12 protein-coding genes are annotated in these 18,433 nt (G+C 69.8%); 7 read left to right on the plus strand and 5 right to left on the minus strand.

Annotated elements, in window-relative coordinates:
* Positions 1-17: 17 nt before the first annotated feature.
* Positions 18-1,265, minus strand: coding sequence for an efflux RND transporter periplasmic adaptor subunit (locus ULB03_RS04225; protein ID WP_322482031.1), 1,248 nt, complete (start codon positions 1,263-1,265; stop codon positions 18-20).
* Positions 1,266-1,906: 641 nt separating this feature from the next.
* Here ULB03_RS04225 and ULB03_RS04230 point away from each other — a divergent pair.
* Entirely contained in the window at positions 1,907-5,860 is a 3,954-nt protein-coding gene (locus ULB03_RS04230) for a Pls/PosA family non-ribosomal peptide synthetase (protein ID WP_322482032.1), read from the plus strand.
* A gap of 81 nt (positions 5,861-5,941) precedes the next feature.
* Here the strand turns inward: ULB03_RS04230 and ULB03_RS04235 are convergent, their stop codons facing one another.
* A complete protein-coding gene (locus tag ULB03_RS04235) occupies positions 5,942-6,556 on the minus strand; it encodes a carbonic anhydrase (RefSeq protein ID WP_322482033.1) in 615 nt (204 codons plus the stop codon).
* A 260-nt stretch (positions 6,557-6,816) separates the two neighbouring features.
* Here ULB03_RS04235 and ULB03_RS04240 point away from each other — a divergent pair, with 260 nt between their 5' ends.
* The 6 genes from ULB03_RS04240 (at position 6,817) to ULB03_RS04265 (ending at position 15,781) form a co-directional block, all read left to right on the plus strand.
* Positions 6,817-7,275: a hypothetical protein gene (locus tag ULB03_RS04240; RefSeq protein WP_322482034.1), complete on the plus strand. Its 459-nt coding sequence runs from the start codon at positions 6,817-6,819 to the stop codon at positions 7,273-7,275.
* Between the two features lie 165 nt (positions 7,276-7,440).
* A complete protein-coding gene (locus tag ULB03_RS04245; protein WP_322482035.1) occupies positions 7,441-8,730 on the plus strand; it encodes a DUF445 domain-containing protein in 1,290 nt (429 codons plus the stop codon).
* Between the two features lie 260 nt (positions 8,731-8,990).
* Complete coding sequence (locus ULB03_RS04250; protein ID WP_322482036.1) at positions 8,991-10,229, plus strand: tetratricopeptide repeat protein; 1,239 nt, start codon at positions 8,991-8,993, stop codon at positions 10,227-10,229.
* A 390-nt stretch (positions 10,230-10,619) separates the two neighbouring features.
* Entirely contained in the window at positions 10,620-12,647 is a 2,028-nt protein-coding gene (locus tag ULB03_RS04255) for an OPT family oligopeptide transporter (RefSeq protein WP_322482037.1), read from the plus strand.
* Between the two features lie 171 nt (positions 12,648-12,818).
* The gene (locus ULB03_RS04260) at positions 12,819-14,435 is read left to right on the plus strand and encodes a DUF1800 domain-containing protein (RefSeq protein ID WP_322482038.1); all 1,617 of its coding nucleotides are present in this window, start codon (positions 12,819-12,821) and stop codon (positions 14,433-14,435) included.
* A 20-nt stretch (positions 14,436-14,455) separates the two neighbouring features.
* Positions 14,456-15,781 carry a DUF1501 domain-containing protein gene (locus ULB03_RS04265; RefSeq protein ID WP_322482039.1) on the plus strand — a complete coding sequence of 442 codons (1,326 nt, stop codon included), beginning with the start codon at positions 14,456-14,458 and terminating at the stop codon, positions 15,779-15,781.
* 32 nt (positions 15,782-15,813) lie between these two features.
* On the opposite strand, the gene ULB03_RS04270 is transcribed toward ULB03_RS04265, so the two are convergent.
* The 3 genes from ULB03_RS04270 to ULB03_RS04280 form a co-directional block, all read right to left on the minus strand.
* Entirely contained in the window at positions 15,814-17,298 is a 1,485-nt protein-coding gene (locus tag ULB03_RS04270) for a methyl-accepting chemotaxis protein (protein WP_322482040.1), read from the minus strand.
* 188 nt (positions 17,299-17,486) lie between these two features.
* Positions 17,487-18,131: a DUF1826 domain-containing protein gene (locus tag ULB03_RS04275; protein WP_322482041.1), complete on the minus strand. Its 645-nt coding sequence runs from the start codon at positions 18,129-18,131 to the stop codon at positions 17,487-17,489.
* The gene (locus ULB03_RS04280) at positions 18,128-18,406 is read right to left on the minus strand and encodes a hypothetical protein (protein WP_322482042.1); all 279 of its coding nucleotides are present in this window, start codon (positions 18,404-18,406) and stop codon (positions 18,128-18,130) included. Before ULB03_RS04280 ends, ULB03_RS04275 begins: the two co-directional genes overlap by 4 nt.
* Between the last annotated feature and the right edge of the window lie 27 nt (positions 18,407-18,433).

Genomic DNA, 18,433 nt, shown 5'->3' on the forward strand with positions numbered 1-18,433 from the left:
GGGCCCCCTTACCCGATTTACTGCTGCACCGGCAGCGGCTTGACCGTGCCTTCGACCGGCTTGTCGACCACCGTGACCAAGTCGCCGTCCTTCAAGTACCCGGCGCCGGACAGCACCACCTTCTCGCCCGCCTTCACGCCGGAGACGATGGCGATGGTGCCGTCCTGCCGGGCACCCGTGGTGACGCTGCGGGCAGCGACCTTATTGTCCTGGTCCACGACGAAGACGACGGGCCGCACCTCGCGGTAGACGATGGCAGCCTCCGGCACCACCAGGCCATTGGCCTGGCCAACAGCCACGCGGCCGGTGACGAACATGCCGGGGCGCAGGTCGGGGTTCCGCTCCAGGTCGATGCGCAGATGGCCCAGGCGGGTCTTGCTGTCCACAGTCGGTTCCACCACGCGGATGGTGCCGGTGTAGTGATGGGCCATGTTGTCGCCGTCGACGGTGATGTTCACCGTCTGGCCGGCCTTGGCCACCATCATGTCGTTCTCGGGCACCTCGGCCACCAGTTCCACCCGGTTGTCGCGGATCATGCGGAACAGTTCCGTCCCGCCGGCGGACAGCACCGCGCCGATACGGGCGGTGCGGGCGGTGATGGTGCCGTCGGCGGGGGCCCGCACCTCCGACTGCTTCAGCTTGGCGATGGAAAGGTCGCGGTTGGCCTCGGCCACGCCGACGCGGGCGCGCATGCTGACGGCCAGGGCGCGGCGGTTGTCCAGGTCGCGGGCACTCATGGCGCCGGTGCGCACCAGATCCTGGGCGCGGGCATAGTTGGCGTCGGCCTCGACCACGTTGCCCTTGGCCTCGGTCAACAGCGCCTCTTTCTCCGCCACGTCGGCGCGCAGCACGCTGTCATTGAAGCGAGCCAGCAGTTGGCCCTTCTTCACCGCGTCACCGATGTCGACCAAAACCTCGGCCAGGGCCAGGCCCGACGTTTCCGTGCCGATGGGCAGGTCATCGAAGGCGGCCAGCGAGCCGGTGACCAGCAGGGTGCGGGTGACGGGGGCCACGATCACGGGCGCCACCGTCACCGGCAGGGCGGACACCTTGGCCGGGGCCGCGGCGGGGGCCGCCGGCTTGGCGCCGGAGCGCATGAGGACGGCGGCGGCGACGGCGCCCAGGACGACGATGCCTCCGGCGAGCAACCACCAGCGGTAGCGCTTCACCCCCGATCGTCCGCGAACGCGGCCCGGCGAGCCCGCCGGCGCATAGACATCAAGATCGGACCGATCGGCCGGCAGTTCAGCGGAATGGATGCTCATCGTCTTTAAGCCTTCTGTCCAGCCGGCATCCGACAGCTGCCGTCGGGATGCCGGGATTGGCTGTGGCACGGACGATGGGAAGCAAGGGTTCGTGGGGGCGAGCGACAGGAGCTTTTGGGAAGGCCCAAAAGTGACGCGTCCGCCGGCGAACCCACGGCCCCCGCGACCGTGGTGGCGGACAACGCCTGATTTGCAACGTACGATCACGCCCATAACGTGATCCACGCCGGTCCGCCGGTTTCGAGGCTGAAGCTACAGAGGGTTGTGTTACGGGAAAAGCCGCTCTTTGTATCGTTTTGTAACGGAGCGATATGGATGGGCGCCAGTCCCGGAAGGGCGCTACCTCCAGCGAAGTAAGCTTTCGCGCTCGCGGCCCCTTATTTTGTATGCGACCCTGGGTCCCAAGGCCAACCGCTTGACATGGGGGGGCAATCGGCCATCTACAACGGGTATGTACCGGATAGGTCCGCGCCGCTGTCGCCACCCCTGGAATTCGGGGTGCCCATCCCTCCGTAGGGAATGAAACGGGCATGGGAATGCAGACCTTTACCGGGGTATACCGGGTTCCCCCGCGGGCGGCTCCTCGCCACCGGGGATAGGGCCACCGGGGACAGCCTCCGGGGATCGAGGGTGGGACGTTGATGCTCAGCGGTTCGTTGATCGCCGAACGGATGGACGCGGGGGGCCAGAACCCGGGAGGGCAGCAACTGTCCGGCCCGCAATCCGGGCAGCAGGCCGGCCTTGCCGGCGCGCAAACGCTGGCGGCCCTGTTCCTGGCCCGCGTGGCCGCCACGCCGTCGCTGCCGGCGGTGGAGACCGGCGACGGGTTCATGCTGACCTGGGGCGACATGGGCGAGCGTGCCCGCCACGTCGCCGCCACCCTGGCCGCCCGGGGCGTGGGACCGGGCGCCCGCGTCATGCTGCGGGGCCGTGGTACCGCCGAGTTATACGCGTGCCTGTTCGGCATCCTGTTGCGCCGCGCCGCCTATATTCCCATTGACGCCAGTTGGCCGGCCGCGCGCGTCGCCAGCATCGCCGAGCAATCGGAGTCGCTGTTGATGGTCGACGCCGCCGACGACTTCGCCGTGCCCGGCGTCGCCTCGGTGGCGCCGGAGGACCTGATCGGCACCGCCCTGCTGGACGACCCACTGGTATCGCCCCACGGGCTGCCGGACGCCCTGTTGCCGGCCACGCCGTCCGACACCTGCTACCTCATCTTCACCTCCGGCACGACCGGCCTGCCCAAGGGCGTGGTGCTGTCGCACGGCGCCGTCATGACCTATGTGCGCGGCGCCTCGCAGGTCTACCAGTTGGCCGAGACCGACCGGGTGTGGCAGGGCTTCTCCCTGGCCTTCGACGCCTCGGTCGAGGAGGTGTGGCTGGCGGTGGCCTCCGGCGCCTGCCTGCTGCCGGCGTCGGGCCTGGTGATGCGCGACCCGCAGTTGCTGGCCAGCGAGCTGCGGTGCCGTCGCGCCACCTTTTTCTCCACCGTGCCCACGCTGCTGGGGCTGATCGACGAGGATCTGCCCGATGTCCGCCTACTGGTGGTGGGCGGGGAAACCTGCCCGCCCGCCCTGGTGGACCGCTGGGCGCCCCGCCGGCGCATGCTGAACACCTACGGCCCCACCGAGGCGTCGGTGGTGGCGACGGCGGACGAGGCGCGAGCCGGCCAGCCGGTCACCATCGGCCGGGCCCTGCCCGGCTACCGCGTCGTGGTGCTGGGTCCGGACGGCCAGCCCGTGCCGGTGGGCGAGACGGGTGAGATTCATATCGGCGGGCCGGCGCTGGCCGATGGCTACCTGAACCGGCCGGAAGAGACGGCCAAGCGCTTCAAGGTGGATGCGGCCGGGCAGCGCCTGTACGCCACCGGGGACGTGGGGCGCCCCCTGATCGACGGCCGCGTCGACTTCCTGGGCCGGGTCGACAACCAGGTGAAGCTGCGCGGCTTCCGCATCGAGCTGGGCGAGATCGAGGCCATCGCCGGCGGCTGCCCCGGCGTGCAGCTGGCCGCCGCCGCCGTGCGCCCGGTGGCCGGCGTGGACAGCATCGTCATCTGGTACGTGGGCACGGCCGACCGCAACGCCCTGGCCGCCCATGTCGCCGCCGCCGTCCCCGCCTACATGCGCCCCAGCTTCCTGGTGAAGGTGCCGGCCATGACCCGCACCGTGGGCGGCAAGATCGACCGGCGCGAACTGCCGGAGCCCACCCCCCGCGACGTGCCGGAAGACATTGGCGAGCCGCCCCAAGGCGAGGCGGAGGAAGAGGTGGCGGAGGCCTTCGCCCACGCGCTGGGCCGCCCCGTCCGGGCCCGCGACGCGGATTTCTTCATGGACCTGGGCGGCCACTCCCTGGCCGCCGCATCCGCCATTTCCCGCCTGCGCTTGCGCCATCCCGAGGCCACCGTGCGGGCGCTGTACCTCAACCCCACGGTGCGCGGCCTGGCCCAGGTGCTGGCGGCGCCCGCCGCCCCCCGGGTGACCAGCGAGACGCGCCGCGCCAGCACCCGGCGCCACCTGGCCTTCGGCCTGGCCCAGGTGCTGACCCTGCCGCTGGTGACGGCCTTGGGCGGCCTGCCGATGCTGGCCATGCTGGGCGTGCTGGCGCAACACGGCATGTCCGGCCAATTGAGCGTCCAGTCGTTCGTGATCATGGCGGCGCTGTCCATCGCCGCGCTGCCCGTGTCCTTCGCCCTGGCCATCGCGGCCAAGTGGCTGCTGCTGGGCCGGGTCAAGCCCGGACGGCACCGCCTTTGGGGCCTGTGGCACTGGCGCTGGTGGACGGTCAGCCATATCGAGGCCGCCCTGCCCATGTCCTGGATCGCGAGCACGCCCCTGATGCGGCTGTACGCCCGCGCCATGGGCGGGCGCATCGGCCATGGCGCCTTCCTGGGCTGCCACGGCGGCATGCTGTGGGACCTGATCAGCGTCGGCGACCAGGCCACGGTGGGCGAGGACACCCTGCTGCTGACCCATCATGTCCGGGGCGGCCATATCGAGGTCGGCACCGTGTCCATCGGGCCGGGCGCCACGGTGGGCGCCGCCTCCATCGTCGGGCTGAACAGCGGGCTGGAGGCGGGGGCCGGGCTGGAGGCCCGCAGTTGCCTGATCGACGGCGCCGTGGTGCCGGCCGACGCCGTTTGGGCGGGATCGCCCGCCGGGCCATCCACCCGGCCGGACTGGATGATGGGCCGGGCGGACGGCGCCCTGCGGCCCCGCGCGCCCCGCTATCTGCTGGGGCTGGCGGCCCTGAGCCTGGTGCGCTTCCTGACCCTGCTGCCACTGGCCGTGGCCTTCGCCCTGGCCTTGCATACCGACCTGACCATGGCCCAGTTGGGCCCGCGCCTGCTGCTGGCCGGCGTGGTGGGCGGTGCCGTGTGCATGCCCTGGACGGCGCTGGTGCTGCTGGCCGCGCGCCGCCTTGTGCCCCCGGTGGTGGGGCGCGCCAGCGTGCGCCTGGACAGCATGGTGGAATGCCACCGCTGGTTCGCCGACCGCGTGCACCGCATGGCGGTGGAGCAGCTGTACACCGTCTATGGCTCCCTCTATTCCGCCACCTGGCTGAGGCTGCTGGGCGCCAAGATCGGCCACGCCTGCGAGGTGTCGACCGTGGCGCACATCGTGCCCGAGCAGTTGGAGGTGGGCGACCGCGCCTTCCTGGCGGACGCGTCGCTGGTGGGCAGCCCGGCCATCCACGGCGGCCTGGTGCGCTTCGCCCCCACCCGCGTCGGCCGCGACACCTTCATCGGCAACTCCGCCTTCCTGCCGGCGGGGGCCGACCTGCCGGACAACTGCCTGGTGGGCGTCCTGTCCACCGCGCCGTCCGATGCCGACCGGCAGACCGATTGGCTGGGCCTGCCCCCGGTGCGCCTGCCCCGCCGCCAGAAGGTGGAGGGGATCTCCGAAGCGTTCACCGTGGCGCCCACGCGCCGCCTGGTGGCCACCCGCGCCGCCATCGAGGCCGCCCGCGTCCTTGTTCAGGGCGCCATCACCGGCACCGCCACCGTGGGCGCCCTGTGGCTGGTCGCCCATGCCCTGGCCATGGCCAGCCTGTGGCTGGGCCTGTTGTGGCTGGGCCTGGGTCCGCTGGTCATCTGCGTCAGCGCCGCACTGCTGCTGGCCTGCGTGAAGTGGGCGGTGGTGGGCCGCTTCCGCCCCGGCATCCATCCACTGTGGAGCACGGCGGTCTGGCGTATCGAGTTCGTGACCTCGCTGTATGACGCGCTGGCCGGATGGGTGCTGGGCCCCTTCCTGGGCACCCCCTTCCTGCCGCTCTACATGCGCCTGCTGGGCGCCAAGGTGGGGCGCCGCGTCTACCTGGAGACGGCCTATCTGTGCGAGCTGGACATGGTCGACATCGGCGACGATGCCGCCATGGGCCCGGGCGTCACGCTGCAGACCCACCTGTTCGAAGACCGGGTCATGAAGCTGGGCCCCGTCACCATCGAGGCTGGCGCCCATGTCGGCGCCGGGTCGGTGGTGCTGTACGATTCCGTGCTGGGCCGCGGGTCGGAGCTGGGCCCCCTGTCGCTGGCCATGAAGGGCGAGCACCTGCCCGCCGGCAGCCGGTTCATCGGCTGCCCGGCGCAGCCGGTTTAAGGCCCCTCAGCTGCGGGGCGCTGTCGCGTCCCAGGAAAATTTGATGAGGGTAGCCCTTCCTCGTTTCGGTATAGGAACGGATTAGAGCGGAACGCCCTCGACGCCGTCCTGCACCGACTTGAAGTGACCGGTCTCCTGGTTCAGCAGCAGCAGGTCGGCATCGGCGACGTCGAACAGGCAGCCGTGCAGGCGCAGGCCGCCGCCCTCGACCGCCGCCTTGATCCAGGGGAAGGTCAGCAGGTTGGCGATGGTCAGGCGAATGACCTCGCGCTCCGCGTCCGAGACGTCCTTGGCCTTGCCGCGCACGCTCTTGGCGATGGCCATCCAGTTGCCGATGAAGTCGCCGTCGGCCTCTCCCTCCGCCATCAGGGCCTTCACGCCGCCGCAATGGGTGTGCCCCATGACGATGATGTCGCCCACGCGCAGCTGGCGCACGGCGAATTCCAGCGCGGCGCTGGTGCCGTGGAAGTCGCTGTTGGGATGGTAGGGCGGAATCAGGTTGGCGACGTTGCGGATGATGAACAGGTCGCCGGGACCGGCGGAAAAGATCATCTGCGGATCGACACGGCTGTCGCAGCAGGCGACCACGGCGGCACGGGGATTCTGCCCGACCTCGGCCAGCCACTGGAAACGGCGGGCATATTCGGGAAAGGCGTTGGCGCGGAAATTCAGGAACCCCTCGATGAGCTTCCGCATGCACGTCTCTCCTGAAGTCTCTGCTGGAACACCAGGCGGCCGAACCAAGGCGCCCGGCCTCTGGTCTACTGACTGACGGACGCAAAATCCAGCCTCTCGGTCCGCGTCCGGCCTGGGCCTGAAGTGATCCCGAAGGTCAACGACCCTGGGTGAGCGCTGAAGCGGCACTATATGACCGAGGGGCCGCCGTTGGATATGGACCTTCGGCGGCGCCATGAAAAGTTGTACCCTGACCCTGGACGCACAAGCCGACAAGACGCATGAACCACCGCCAAATCCTGGACGCCGCGCTGCGTGGCCAGCCCGCCCACCGCAGCCGCTATCTGAACCTGGTGGCCGATGGGGTGGAGCGCGATAGCCGTTTCGCCGACCGCACCCACCTGCTCTATCCCGTCCTGGCGCGCGCCGCCGGCACGGTGGAACCCATGCTGGACCCTGCGGAATTCGTGGACATGCTGGCGGATTTCCTGGACCGGCATGGCGCGGCCATCGGCGCCGCCCTCTACGACCGCTCCTACCTCAAGAGCCCGGACCGGGCGCTGGCCCGGCCCGCCACCCTGTTGTCCGGCTGGATATCCGCCCGCATCCTGGATGGGCTGCAGTCCGGCCGCTATCAGGCCCCCGCCGACCGGACCTACAGCTTCCGCTCCGGCGACGGCGCCATCGACGGCGCCCTGCGCGGTTTCCCCTTCCACGAGGAAGACGCCATCGGCGACTAGCCTGGACAGGGGACGGGAGACGGGAACCGGGACTCAACCGCGTCGGTTCGGTATCCGGGGTGGACCTGTCCCATTGCCATCACATGGCCCGGGACGCGACGCCCCGCCATCGCCATGATGGGACACGGGCCACCCCGTGCCCCTTCTTGCCCCTTCCGGACGCCCATGCCTCAACAACCCCTGCCCTTCGATCCCGCCACCGCCGGCGACCGCGCCGCGGCCTTGCGCCGCTGGCGACGGGTGGCCGGGTTCTACCTGGCGGTCGCCGCCGGCCTGTGGCTGGCGGCCCGCCTGGTGCCCCGCCTTCTGCCCGACGCCATCGGCTGGCCGTGGCCGGGGTTCTGGAGCCTGCTGCGCGCCGTGGGTGAGGCCGGTCTGGTGGGCGGCCTGGCCGACTGGTTCGCGGTCACCGCCCTGTTCCGCCACCCGCTGGGCGTGCCGGTGCCCCACACGGCCCTGGTGCCGCAAAACCGCGACCGCATCGCCGATGGCATCGCGACCTACATCGATAGTGAGTTCCTGGCGCCGGACCGTCTGCGCGGCCAGGTGCAGCGGCTGAACGCCGCCGACCAGGTGGCCAGCCTGCTGGCCGATCCGGCCAATCGCGCCCAGATGGCCGACCTGGCGCTTGCCTCGCTGCCCCGCCTGCTGTCCCGGGGGCGGGAGGCGGCGCTGCGCGAAGCCCTGGCGCGGGCGGCGATGGAGGGCCTGCGGGCCGTGGATCTGCGGCCCATGGTGGCCCGGCTGCTGCGCGACGCCATGGACAGCCCCCTGTTCGAGGCGCTGATCCAGGAAATGTCGGACCATGGCGTGGTGTTGATCCACGGCAGCCGGCCTCACATCCGCGACGCGGTGACCAACCGGTCGAAGTGGTGGATGCCCCGGTCGCTGGACCGCAGCCTGGCCGACCAGGTGACGGACGCCCTGGCCGGCCACCTGTTCGACCTGCGCAGTCCCTACAGCGAGGCCGGACGGGGCCTGCGGCTATGGCTGAGGGAAATCCCCGACCGGATCCAGGAGGGCGACCCGCTGGGCGAGCGGCTGGCGTCCGTGCTGCGCAACGCCGTGGACATGAAGACCCTGCGGCTTTTGGCCCATCACCTGATCGGCCACCTGAAGACGGCGGCGCTGGAAGACGCGGCGAACCCCGACGGCGTACTGCGCGACGCCCTGGACGCCATGCTGGTGTCGCTGGCGCGGGAATTGGAGCAGCCGGCCACCCGCGCCCGCCTGGACGCGGCGGTGGAGGGCGCCTTCCTGGCCGCCATCCCGGGTTGGCGCCAGGCCATTCGCAGCTTCGTCACCGACACCCTGAAGGCCCAGGACGCCGCCGACTTCTCCCGCCGGCTGGAGGAAGGGGTGGGCAAGGATCTGCAGTTCATCCGCATCAACGGCACGGTGCTGGGCGCCCTGATCGGCGCCACCCTTTATCTGCTGGACCTCACCTTCGGCTGAGCCGCCACGGCGACGAGGGGGCGACGGTCGCTGCCCCGCTTTCGACAGATGACGGGTGTAGGGGTTGACGAGGACCCGTTCCATCCCGCAGGGTCCCCCCGCCAGGGATTAACCCTATCCTTCCGTGGCAGCGGTGTCCCCCAAGGTGTTTTGCGCGGGGGCGCGGCGGCGGCGGGTGCGGTTGGCCCCGAATTCGACCTTGGCCCCTTCGACGCGACGCCGGACCGGGCCACCACGTGATTGCCATCGACGAGGACCGAATGCGCGCCAAATTCTATCCCTTCATGCTGGGTGCCCTGGTGGCCGCCGGTATCGGGACCGCCCACGCCAAGGACAAGGACAAGGACGCCACGCCGCCGGAAAAGCAGATCAGCAAGGAGCTGACGCCGTCGCTGCAGGCCGCCCAGAAGGCGCTGGAAGAGAAGAACTACCAGGCCATCATCGACGCCACCGCGCAGGCCGAGGCCGCCAAGGCCGACCGGACGCCGTATGAGAACTTCTTCATCGCCGAGATGCGCGTGCAGGCCTATGTCGGGCTGAACGACACGCCGCACCTGATCGAGGCGCTGGAAACCGAACTGGCCACGGGCCAGCTGCCGGAGGCCGAGGCCGCCAAGCGCGAGCGCACCCTGGCGCAGCTCTATTACCAGAACAAGGAATACCAGAAGTACCTGGCGAAGTCGGACGTGCTGATCCAGAAGGGCACCGCGTCGCCGGACGTCTACACCCTGCGCTGCCAGGCCTCCTGGTCGCTGAAGGACTGGGCCGCCACGGACACGAACTGCAAGCAGGCCATCGACACCGAGGAGAAGGCGGGCAAGCCGGCGCAGGAGCAGGTCTACCAGATGCTGGTGGACAGCGCCATCCAGCGCAAGGACTACAGCTCTTATGTCGACTACATGGCCCGGCTGCTGCAGCACTACCAGAAGCCGGACTACTGGACCGACTACCTGGCGTTCCTGCCGCGCAAGGCCGGCTTCTCCGACCGGCTGACGCTGGACCTCTACCGCCTGATGTCGCGCGTCGGCGCCATTAAGAGCGGCAACGAGTACCTGGAGTACGCCGACCTAGCCACCCGCGCCACCCTGCCGGGCGAAGCGAAGGCCGTCCTGGAAAAGGGCCAGAGCCAGCTGGCCGGCAACCCGACGGCCAAGCAGATGCTGGCCGAGGCGACGAAGGCCGCCGCCGAAGACCAGAAGGGCATCGACAAGCAGGTCGCCGAAGTGTCCAAGGCCGCCACGGGCCTGCCGCTGGAAAAGCTGGGCGAGGCTTATGCCAGCTACGGCAACTACACCAAGGCCGTCGAGCTGATCCAGAAGGGCATCGACAAGGGCGGCCTGAAGAACCCCGCCGACGCCAAGCTGCACCTGGCCGTCGCCTATCTGAACGCCGGACAGAAGGACCAGGCCCAGAAGACGTTCCAGGAACTGACCAGCGCTCCCGAAGGCGTGGGTGAACTGGCCAAGGCCTGGCTGCTGTACCTCAACCAGCCGGCTTGATCGCTGTCTCTCAGCGCGTCTTCGGCAATGCCCCCCCTGTTCGTTCAGGCCAGCGACCGCTGGTCCCGCAGCGAGCACCGGAGGGCGGAGCGAGGACAGCCAAGGCTGCGGACGCGGCCGCCCGGTGCCTGAGGGAACCGCGTCAACGACGCAATAAAGTGAGGAACGGGGTCGGCAGGGTGCCGGCCCCGTTTCTTTTTGGCGGCAAAGTCCCGGATTCTGGCCTTGTCCGCCCTGGCCGATCTCGACGGGGCGGGGGGCGCCCGCTAAACTCCCCGCCCATCCAGTCCGGCGCCCGCTTGAAGGGGCTCACAAAAGCGGCCGGCGCCTACACGACGACGTCGATTACGACGCAGATGGGGATACTCCACATATGACGGATTTCATCCGATGACCCGGTTCGCGCGCAGCTCGATTAGGGAACTGACCCTGCGCGGCATCATCCTGGGTGCCTTGATCACCGTGGTGTTCACCGCCGCCAACGTCTACCTGGGCCTGAAGGTGGGCCTGACATTCGCCTCCTCCATCCCCGCCGCCGTCATCTCCATGGCGGTGCTGCGCCTGGCCAAGGACAGCACCATCCAGGAAAACAACTTCGTGCAGACGCTGGCCTCCAGCGCTGGCACGCTGTCCTCGGTCATCTTCGTGCTGCCCGGCCTGGTCATCGTCGGTTACTGGACCGGCTTCCCCTTCTGGCAGTCGGCGGGCATCTGCGCCGTGGGCGGCATCCTGGGCGTCATGTACACGGTGCCGCTGCGCCGGGCCATGGTGGTGCAGGGCAACCTGCCCTACCCCGAGGGCGTGGCCGCCGCCGAGGTGCTGAAGGTCGGCTCGCCCGACACGGCCGGTGAGGCCGGGGCGGAGGAGGCGGCCAAGGGGGCCGGCCTGCGCGATGTGGTCGCCGGCGCCGTCGTCTCCGTCGGGTTCTTCCTGATGACGGCGATGCGCTTCTTCACCGAGCAGTTCCAGGGCTTCGTGCGCATCGGCGGCGGCGTGACCGGCCTGGGCACGGGCCTGTCCATGGCCCTGCTGGGCGCCGGTTACCTGGTGGGCGCCACCGTGGGCCTCGCCATGTTCGTCGGCGTGGCCATCGCCTGGTTCGGCGCCGTCCCCATTCTGACGACACTGCACCCGCCGGCCGACGGCATGGATCTGATCCAATACGCCAACAGCGTCGTGTGGCGCCAGCAGGTCCGCCTGATCGGCGCCGGCGCCATCGCCGCCGCCGCCATCTGGACCCTGATCGTCCTGGCCAAGCCCATGGTGGAGGGCATCCGCGCCTCGCTGAACGCCATGAAGAACGTGCGCGCGGGCAACGGCCACTCCGTCCCCCGGGTGGAGCAGGACATCCCCTTCCACTACGTCATGGCCTTCGCCGCCGTGCTGCTGGTGCCGCTGGCCGGCCTGTTCATCTCCTTCATCCTGGGCACGCCCCTGTCCACGCACCTGGTGGTGCTGGTCCTGGCGGGCGTGGTCTTCGCCGCCGTGATGGGCTTCATCGTCGCGGCCGCCTCGGGCTACATGGCCGGCCTGATCGGCAGTTCCAACAGCCCCATCTCCAGCATCGGCATCCTGGCGGCCATCGCCTCGTCCCTGCTGCTGGTGGCCCTGCTGGGCAAGGACGCGGTGGCCGACCCGGTCATCCGCGCCGCCGCCGTGGCGCTGGCGCTGTTCACCACCTCGGTGGTGCTGACCATCGCCACCATCGCCAACGACAACCTGCAGGACCTGAAGACCGGCCAGCTGGTGGGCGCCACGCCCTGGCGCCAGCAGGTGGCCCTGATCATGGGCTGCGTCGTTGGCGCCGCCGTGATTCCGCCGGTGCTGAACCTGCTGCAGCACGCCTACGGTTTCGCCGGCGCCCCGCTGGATCCGGGCATGGACCCGGCCAAGACCCTGGGCGCCCCGCAGGCGACGCTGATGGCCACCCTGGCCACCGGCATCCTCAGCGGCAAGCTGGACTGGTCCATGCTGGGCATCGGCGCCGTCGTCGGCATCTGCCTGGTGGTGGTGGACGAGGTGCTGAAGGCCACCACCCGCCGCTTCCGCCTGCCGCCCCTGGCCGTGGCCCTGGGCATCTACCTGCCCATGACCGTCACCGTGCCGGTCAGCCTGGGCGCCCTGCTGGCCTACATCGTCGACCGCGTGCTCGCCAAGCGGGCCAAGGCCGCCGGCGTGCCGTTCGCCACCTTCGCCGACGTGCCGCAGCGCCGCGCCATGCTGCTGGCGTCCGGCATGATCGTGGGGGAAAGCCTGTTCGGCGTCGCCCAGGCGGCCATCATCTCCCTCACCGGCAACCAGGAGCCGCTGGCGGTCATGGGGGAAGGCTTTGCCCCGGCGGCCGAATGGCTGGGCGGCGTGGTCTTCCTGCTGGCCTGCCTGTGGAGCGTGCGCTGGGTTCTGGCCCAACGGAAGTAACGGCCAAAACTTTGGCAAGTGGGGCGAAAAGCCCCAGGCCCGAAAGGGTTACAAAGGGGGCTCCACGGGGCCCCCTTTTTCTATCCTTAGTCCCTACCGCTACCGGCGTATGTCGGGTTTGTCCTGAAAAGGGCGTACCATGGGCATTGGAACGATAGATGAGGGCCCGACATGGTCGTCCCCACCCCCGCGTCCCCGACGCCGTCTTCCGCCCCGTCCCCGGCACCTTCCCCGGAATGGATTTTCCTGAACCGCTTCGCCTATGGCCCCCGGCCCGGAGAGGCCCAAGCGTTGCGGCAGCAGGGCATCGCCCATTGGCTGGATGAGCAGTTGCGCCTGGCGGCGGCCAGCACCGCCCCAGGACCGGAATGCCAGCAGAAGCTGGAAAGCGCCACCATGCGCATCAAGTACGATGCCGGCGAGGGCTGGGCGGCGCTGGATGAAATGCGCCCCTTGCGCACGCTGGACCAGCCGGTGGACGCGCTCTGGTCCCTGAACCAGCCCGACCGCAAGCTGCCCTATCAGGAACGGGTGCGCCCGCGCCTGGACCTGGCGGCGGCCACCGTCATCCGGGCCGTTTATGATCCGGCCCAGTTGCGCCAGGTCATGACCCTGTTCTGGCACGACCACTTTTCCATCAACGCGGCGGACAGCTACACGGCCCCGGCCCTGCCGGCCTACGATACCGCCCTGCGCACCCATGCCCTGGGCAATTTCCGCGACCTGCTCGAGGCGGTGGCGACCAGCCCCGCCATGCTGATCTACCTGAACAACCGCTCGTCGCGCGGTGGGGCCGCCAACGAGAACTACGCCCGCGAACTGTTCGAGCTGCACACCCTGGGCCGCGACGCCTACCTCAACACCCAGTATGACCGCTGGCGCGACGTGCCCGGCGCCCTGAAAGGCGCGCCCGAGGGCTATATCGACCAGGACGTCTACGAGGCCAGCCGCGCCTTCACCGGGTGGAGCATCCAGAGCGGCCAGGACCTGGGCGGCTACAAGGCCGCCAACGACGGCCGCTTCACCTACATCGAATCCTGGCACGACAATTATCAAAAGCGCGTGCTGGCGGCGGAGTTCGACAGCTATCAGCCGCCGCAGAGCGACGGCCATCGCGTGCTGGACCTGGTCGCCAACCACCCCGCCACCGCCCAGTTCATCTGCACCAAGATGGTGCGATCCCTGCTGGGCGGGGAGCCGTCGCCGGAATTGGTGAAGGCCGCCGCCGCCGCCTGGCTGGACAATCGCCAGCGCCCCGACCAGATCGCCCGCGTGGTCCGGCTGATCGCCCTGTCGCCCCAGGCCACGGCCAACTGGGGTGCCCGGCCCAAGCGGCCGCTGGAGCTGGTGGCCAGCTTCGCGCGGGCCACCGGCCTGCCCGTCACCGCCAGCGAGGGGCTGGTGAACACCATGGATAGCGCCGGGCAGAAGCTGTACGCCTGGCCCACCCCGGACGGCCACCCCATCGCCGACGATTATTGGCTGGGCGCGCAGAACATGCGGGCGCGCTGGAACCTGGCGCTGGGCCTGGCGGAAGGGTGGTGGATGCCGCCCGGCCTGTCGGCCGGCGCCCAGATGGGCCCGGCGGCCGCGCACAGCGGCCAGGCTGTCGCCTTCTGGTCCGAGCGGTTGCTGGGCAGCCCCAGCGCCATCGACGCCAGGGCCCTGCTGGGTGGCCTGTCCCTGGCGGCCGACGCGCCGCCCACGGTGGACAACAAGACCGGTGAATTCGCCAACCGCCGCCTGGCCGCCTATGTGGCCATGAGCCCGGCTTTCCAGCTGCGCTGAGCCGGAGGAGGAGACGCATCATGGCGTTCAATACAGTTGATTTCAGCCGACGCGAGATCCTGAAGACCCTGGCCGCCGCCGGCGCGCTGACCACCGTGCCCGGCCTGGGCCAGCTGGCCTTCGCCGCCCCTGGCGGCGCGCAGGACGCGAACGGCAAGATCCTGGTCGTGCTGTTCTTCCGGGGCGGCATGGACGTGCTGAACTTCATCGGCCCGTCCAACGACGCCGTCTACATCGATGCCCGGCCGGCCGACCTGCGGCTGCTGGACAGCGGCGACAAGGCCGGCATCCCCCTGGACAGCGACCTGGCCCATGGCGTGGACTTCCGCCTGCATCCTGAGGCGGCCGCGCTGCATGAGCTCTACCGCCAGGGCGACCTGGCCATCGTCCACGCGACCGGCCTGGCCAACGCCACCCGCAGCCATTTCGAGGCGCAGGAGCTGATGGAGCGCGGGCTGGCGGACGAGCCCAAGGGCAACGGCGCCCTGGGCACGGAGGGCGGTTGGGTCGCCCGGCTGCTGCGCCAGATGGGCGGCGACGGCGAGCTGGTGGCCATCAGCACGGCGGGGGGCGTGCCCAAGCTGCTGCAGGGCTATCCCGAGGCCCTGTCCATTCCAGATCTACGCGGCGGCTTCGGGCTGCCGGGCGGCCCCAGCACCCAGGCGGTGCTGGAGCGGCTGTACCCCACCGGCCAGGCCACGGGGGGCACCGCCAATGTCGCCACTCTCAACGTGGCCAGGGGCGGCCGTGTCGCCCTGGACGCCGCCTTACGCCTGAACGCCGCCCTGCCCAAGGGGCCGGACGGCAAGGTCCTGCCCTACCAGCCGGAGCATGGTGGCGCCTTTGACGGCGATGTCGGCCGGTCGCTGGAAACGGTGGCCCGCCTGATCCGCATGGATGCGGGCCTGAAGGTGGCCTGCGTCGACATGGGCGGCTGGGACACGCATGAGGGCCAGTCCGGCCGGTTCAAGAGCCTGGTCCACCAGCTCTCAGGCTCGCTTTCCACCTTCTGGAACGACCTGTCCGCCTATCACGACCGCATCACCCTGGTGACGATCAGTGAATTCGGCCGCCGCCTGCGCGCCAACCGCAGCGGCGGCACCGATCACGGGCACGGCTCGCTCATGATGGTGATGGGCGGCGGCGTGGCGGGCGGGCGCCTGCTGGGGCGCTGGCCCGGCCTGCAACCCCAGGACCTGGACGAGCGGGTGGACCTGGCCGTCACAACCGACTATCGCGACGTGCTGACCAGCGTGCTGAAGCACCGCATGGGCGTGGGCCAGGTCGACGGCGTCTTCCCCGGCTTCCACCCCGGCGGCGGCGACCCGGCCTTGTTCAAGGCGTAAGCCGCCGGGAACGCCGCCGGAGGCTGGACGTCCTATCGCGCCAGGACGTGGGCCGCCTGCTTGGTGGTGGCCACGGCGGTGCCCACCTGACCGACGGCGGCGGCGATGCCGCCGAGGTTGGTGGTCACCGTCTCCACCGCCACGGCCATGCGCTGCATGCTGGAGGACATGTCGCGGGTCACGGCGCTTTGTTCCTCCACGGCGCTGGCGGTGCTGGTCACATATTCCCGCACCGTGCCGATGGACTGGCGGATGGTGGACAGCGCCCCCACCACCTCGCCGGAGACGGCCTGCATCCCTTCGATCTCGTTGGAGATTTGCTGGGTCGCGTTGGCGGACTGCGTGGCCAGGTTCTTCACCTCCGTCGCCACGACGGCGAAGCCCTTGCCCGCCTCGCCCGCCCGCGCCGCCTCGATGGTGGCGTTCAGTGCCAGCAGGTTGATCTGCCCCGCGATGCCGCGGATGGCCTCCACCACCCCTTCCATGGAGCGGGCGACGGTGGCCAGCCGCTGGGTGGAGGCATCGGCCCGCTCCGCCAGCTCGGCGGCGCTTTCCGCCGCCGCCCGCGACTGCGCCATGCTCTGCGAGATTTCGCGGATGGAGGCCGCCAGCTCCTCGGCGCTGGAGGCGATCATCTGCACGGCGCCCGATGTCTCCCCGGCCGCGTGCAGCGCCTCGCCCGACTGTCCCGTGGCGCGCGCCATGGCCTGGTCGATCTCACCGAAATTCTTGTCGATCAGTTGCTTGAGGTCCGCCAGCATCTGAACCTGGCGGGTGATGTCGGTCGCGTACTTCACCACCTTGAACGGCCGGCCGTTCAAATCGAAGATGGGGTTGTAGCTGGCCTCGATCCACACCGCGCGCCCGCCCTTGCCGATGCGCTTGAACTGCGCCGCCCGGTATTCCCCACGCCGTAGCGCGTCCCAGAAGGCGCGGTAGTCGGCGCTGTCTCGCTGGGCCGGTTCCACGAACATGGCGTGCGGCTTACCCCGCACCTCGTCCAAGGTGTAGCCCAGGGTGTTCAGGAACAGATCGTTGGCGGTCAGCACCGTGCCGTCCAGGGCGAACTCGATCACCGCCTGTGACCGGCGGATGGCGTCCATCTGGCCCCGCAGGTCAGCGTACTCCAGCTTCTGCGCCGTGACATCGGTGGCGTACTTCACCACCTTCACCGGCCGGCCGGCCTCGTCGAGCACGGGATTGTAGCTGGCCTCGATCCAGACCTCGCGGCCACCCTTGCCGATGCGCTTGAACTGCGCCGCCTGGTATTCCCCGCGCCGCAGCGCGTCCCAGAACGCCTTGTAGGCGGCACTGTTCCGTTCCGCCTCTTCGACGAACATGGCGTGCGGCTTGCCCTGGATTTCCGCCAGGGTATAGCCCATGGCAGACAGAAAGTTCTTGTTGGCGGTCAGCACCCTGCCGTCCGGCGAAAATTCGATCACCGCCTGTGACCGGTCCAGGGCCTTCAGGGTGGACAAAACCACACGGATTTTGCGCAGGTAGCCGGCGAAGAACATTCATCACTCCAAGGTAACAGGCCAATATCGCGCCCAGGTGAGCGGATGAAGCCGACGATCCCCGAGTGGGCCAAAGCCATTGGCCCTGACCCTGGGACGTCCATGCCCGCAGGGTGCCCCTTGAGTGATTACCAAATCCTTGCTGTTTGCACGCCGTTAACGTTGCGCAGCCAATTCTAACCTTACGGTTAGGCCGGCTGCCACGCCTCCGGCGACGCGGCGGAGGGCAGGTTCAGGCAGAGCACCAGGCGCACCTGGCCGGTGCCGGCGACGGGGGGTGAGCGGTGGACCACGCCGTCCTCCTCCCCCGCGCCACAGCCGGTTGGCCCGCAGCCCTTGAACAGGGCCACGGCATGGCGGGGCATTTCATGGAGCGGCCCGCGGTAGCGCCGCTGGTCCGCCAGCGCCCGGGCGGCGTCGGCGGGCGCCACGATCTGGGTGCCCGGTCCCCGGTAGGTGGTGATCAGGCGCAGCCGCACATGGTCGCGGTGAAATTTCCAGCAGGCGTCGCCGCCCACGGCCTCCAGCCGCACGTCGATCCACTCCCCACCGGCGACCGCCAGGAAGCGGCGGCAAAGGTCGGTGATATCGGCCGTCAAGGCCGCCGGGGCGTCCGTTCCGTGCACCAGTGGCGCCAAAGCTGTGGCCACGTCGCCCAGGCGGGCCAGAAAACGGCCATGGGGTAGTCGCTCCGCCGGCAGGGCGTCCAGCCAGGCATCAAGGGCCGCGCCAGGATGCCCCCTCCGCCGCCACAAGGCCAAACCCACCGTGGGCTCCATCACCCGATCCAGCACGGCGGGTGTATCGTCCTCGACAATAGCGGCGACGCTCATTGCCGTGTGGTCTCCCCGGCCATGAGGCCGCCGTCCGCCATATCGCTGCGGATGTGGACCGCCAGCGTGGCCAGCATGTCCGCCACCCCCTCGGCACCGTACGCGGTGACCAGACGCGGCATCAGTTCCACCAGGGCCGCCGCCAGGACGCTGTGCCCAGGAATACCGGCCGCTTCGCAGCGCTCCAGCGCACCCTGGACGCTAAGAAGGGCCTCGGCGAAGCGGGGCGGCACCATTCCGGGCGATAGGCCGAGCGCGGCGGTGAAGGTCGTCATCGACAAGGACTCCGCTAAAGGGAAAGC

The organism is Nitrospirillum goiasense, assembly GCF_034427435.1.
Lineage (GTDB): Bacteria > Pseudomonadota > Alphaproteobacteria > Azospirillales > Azospirillaceae > Nitrospirillum.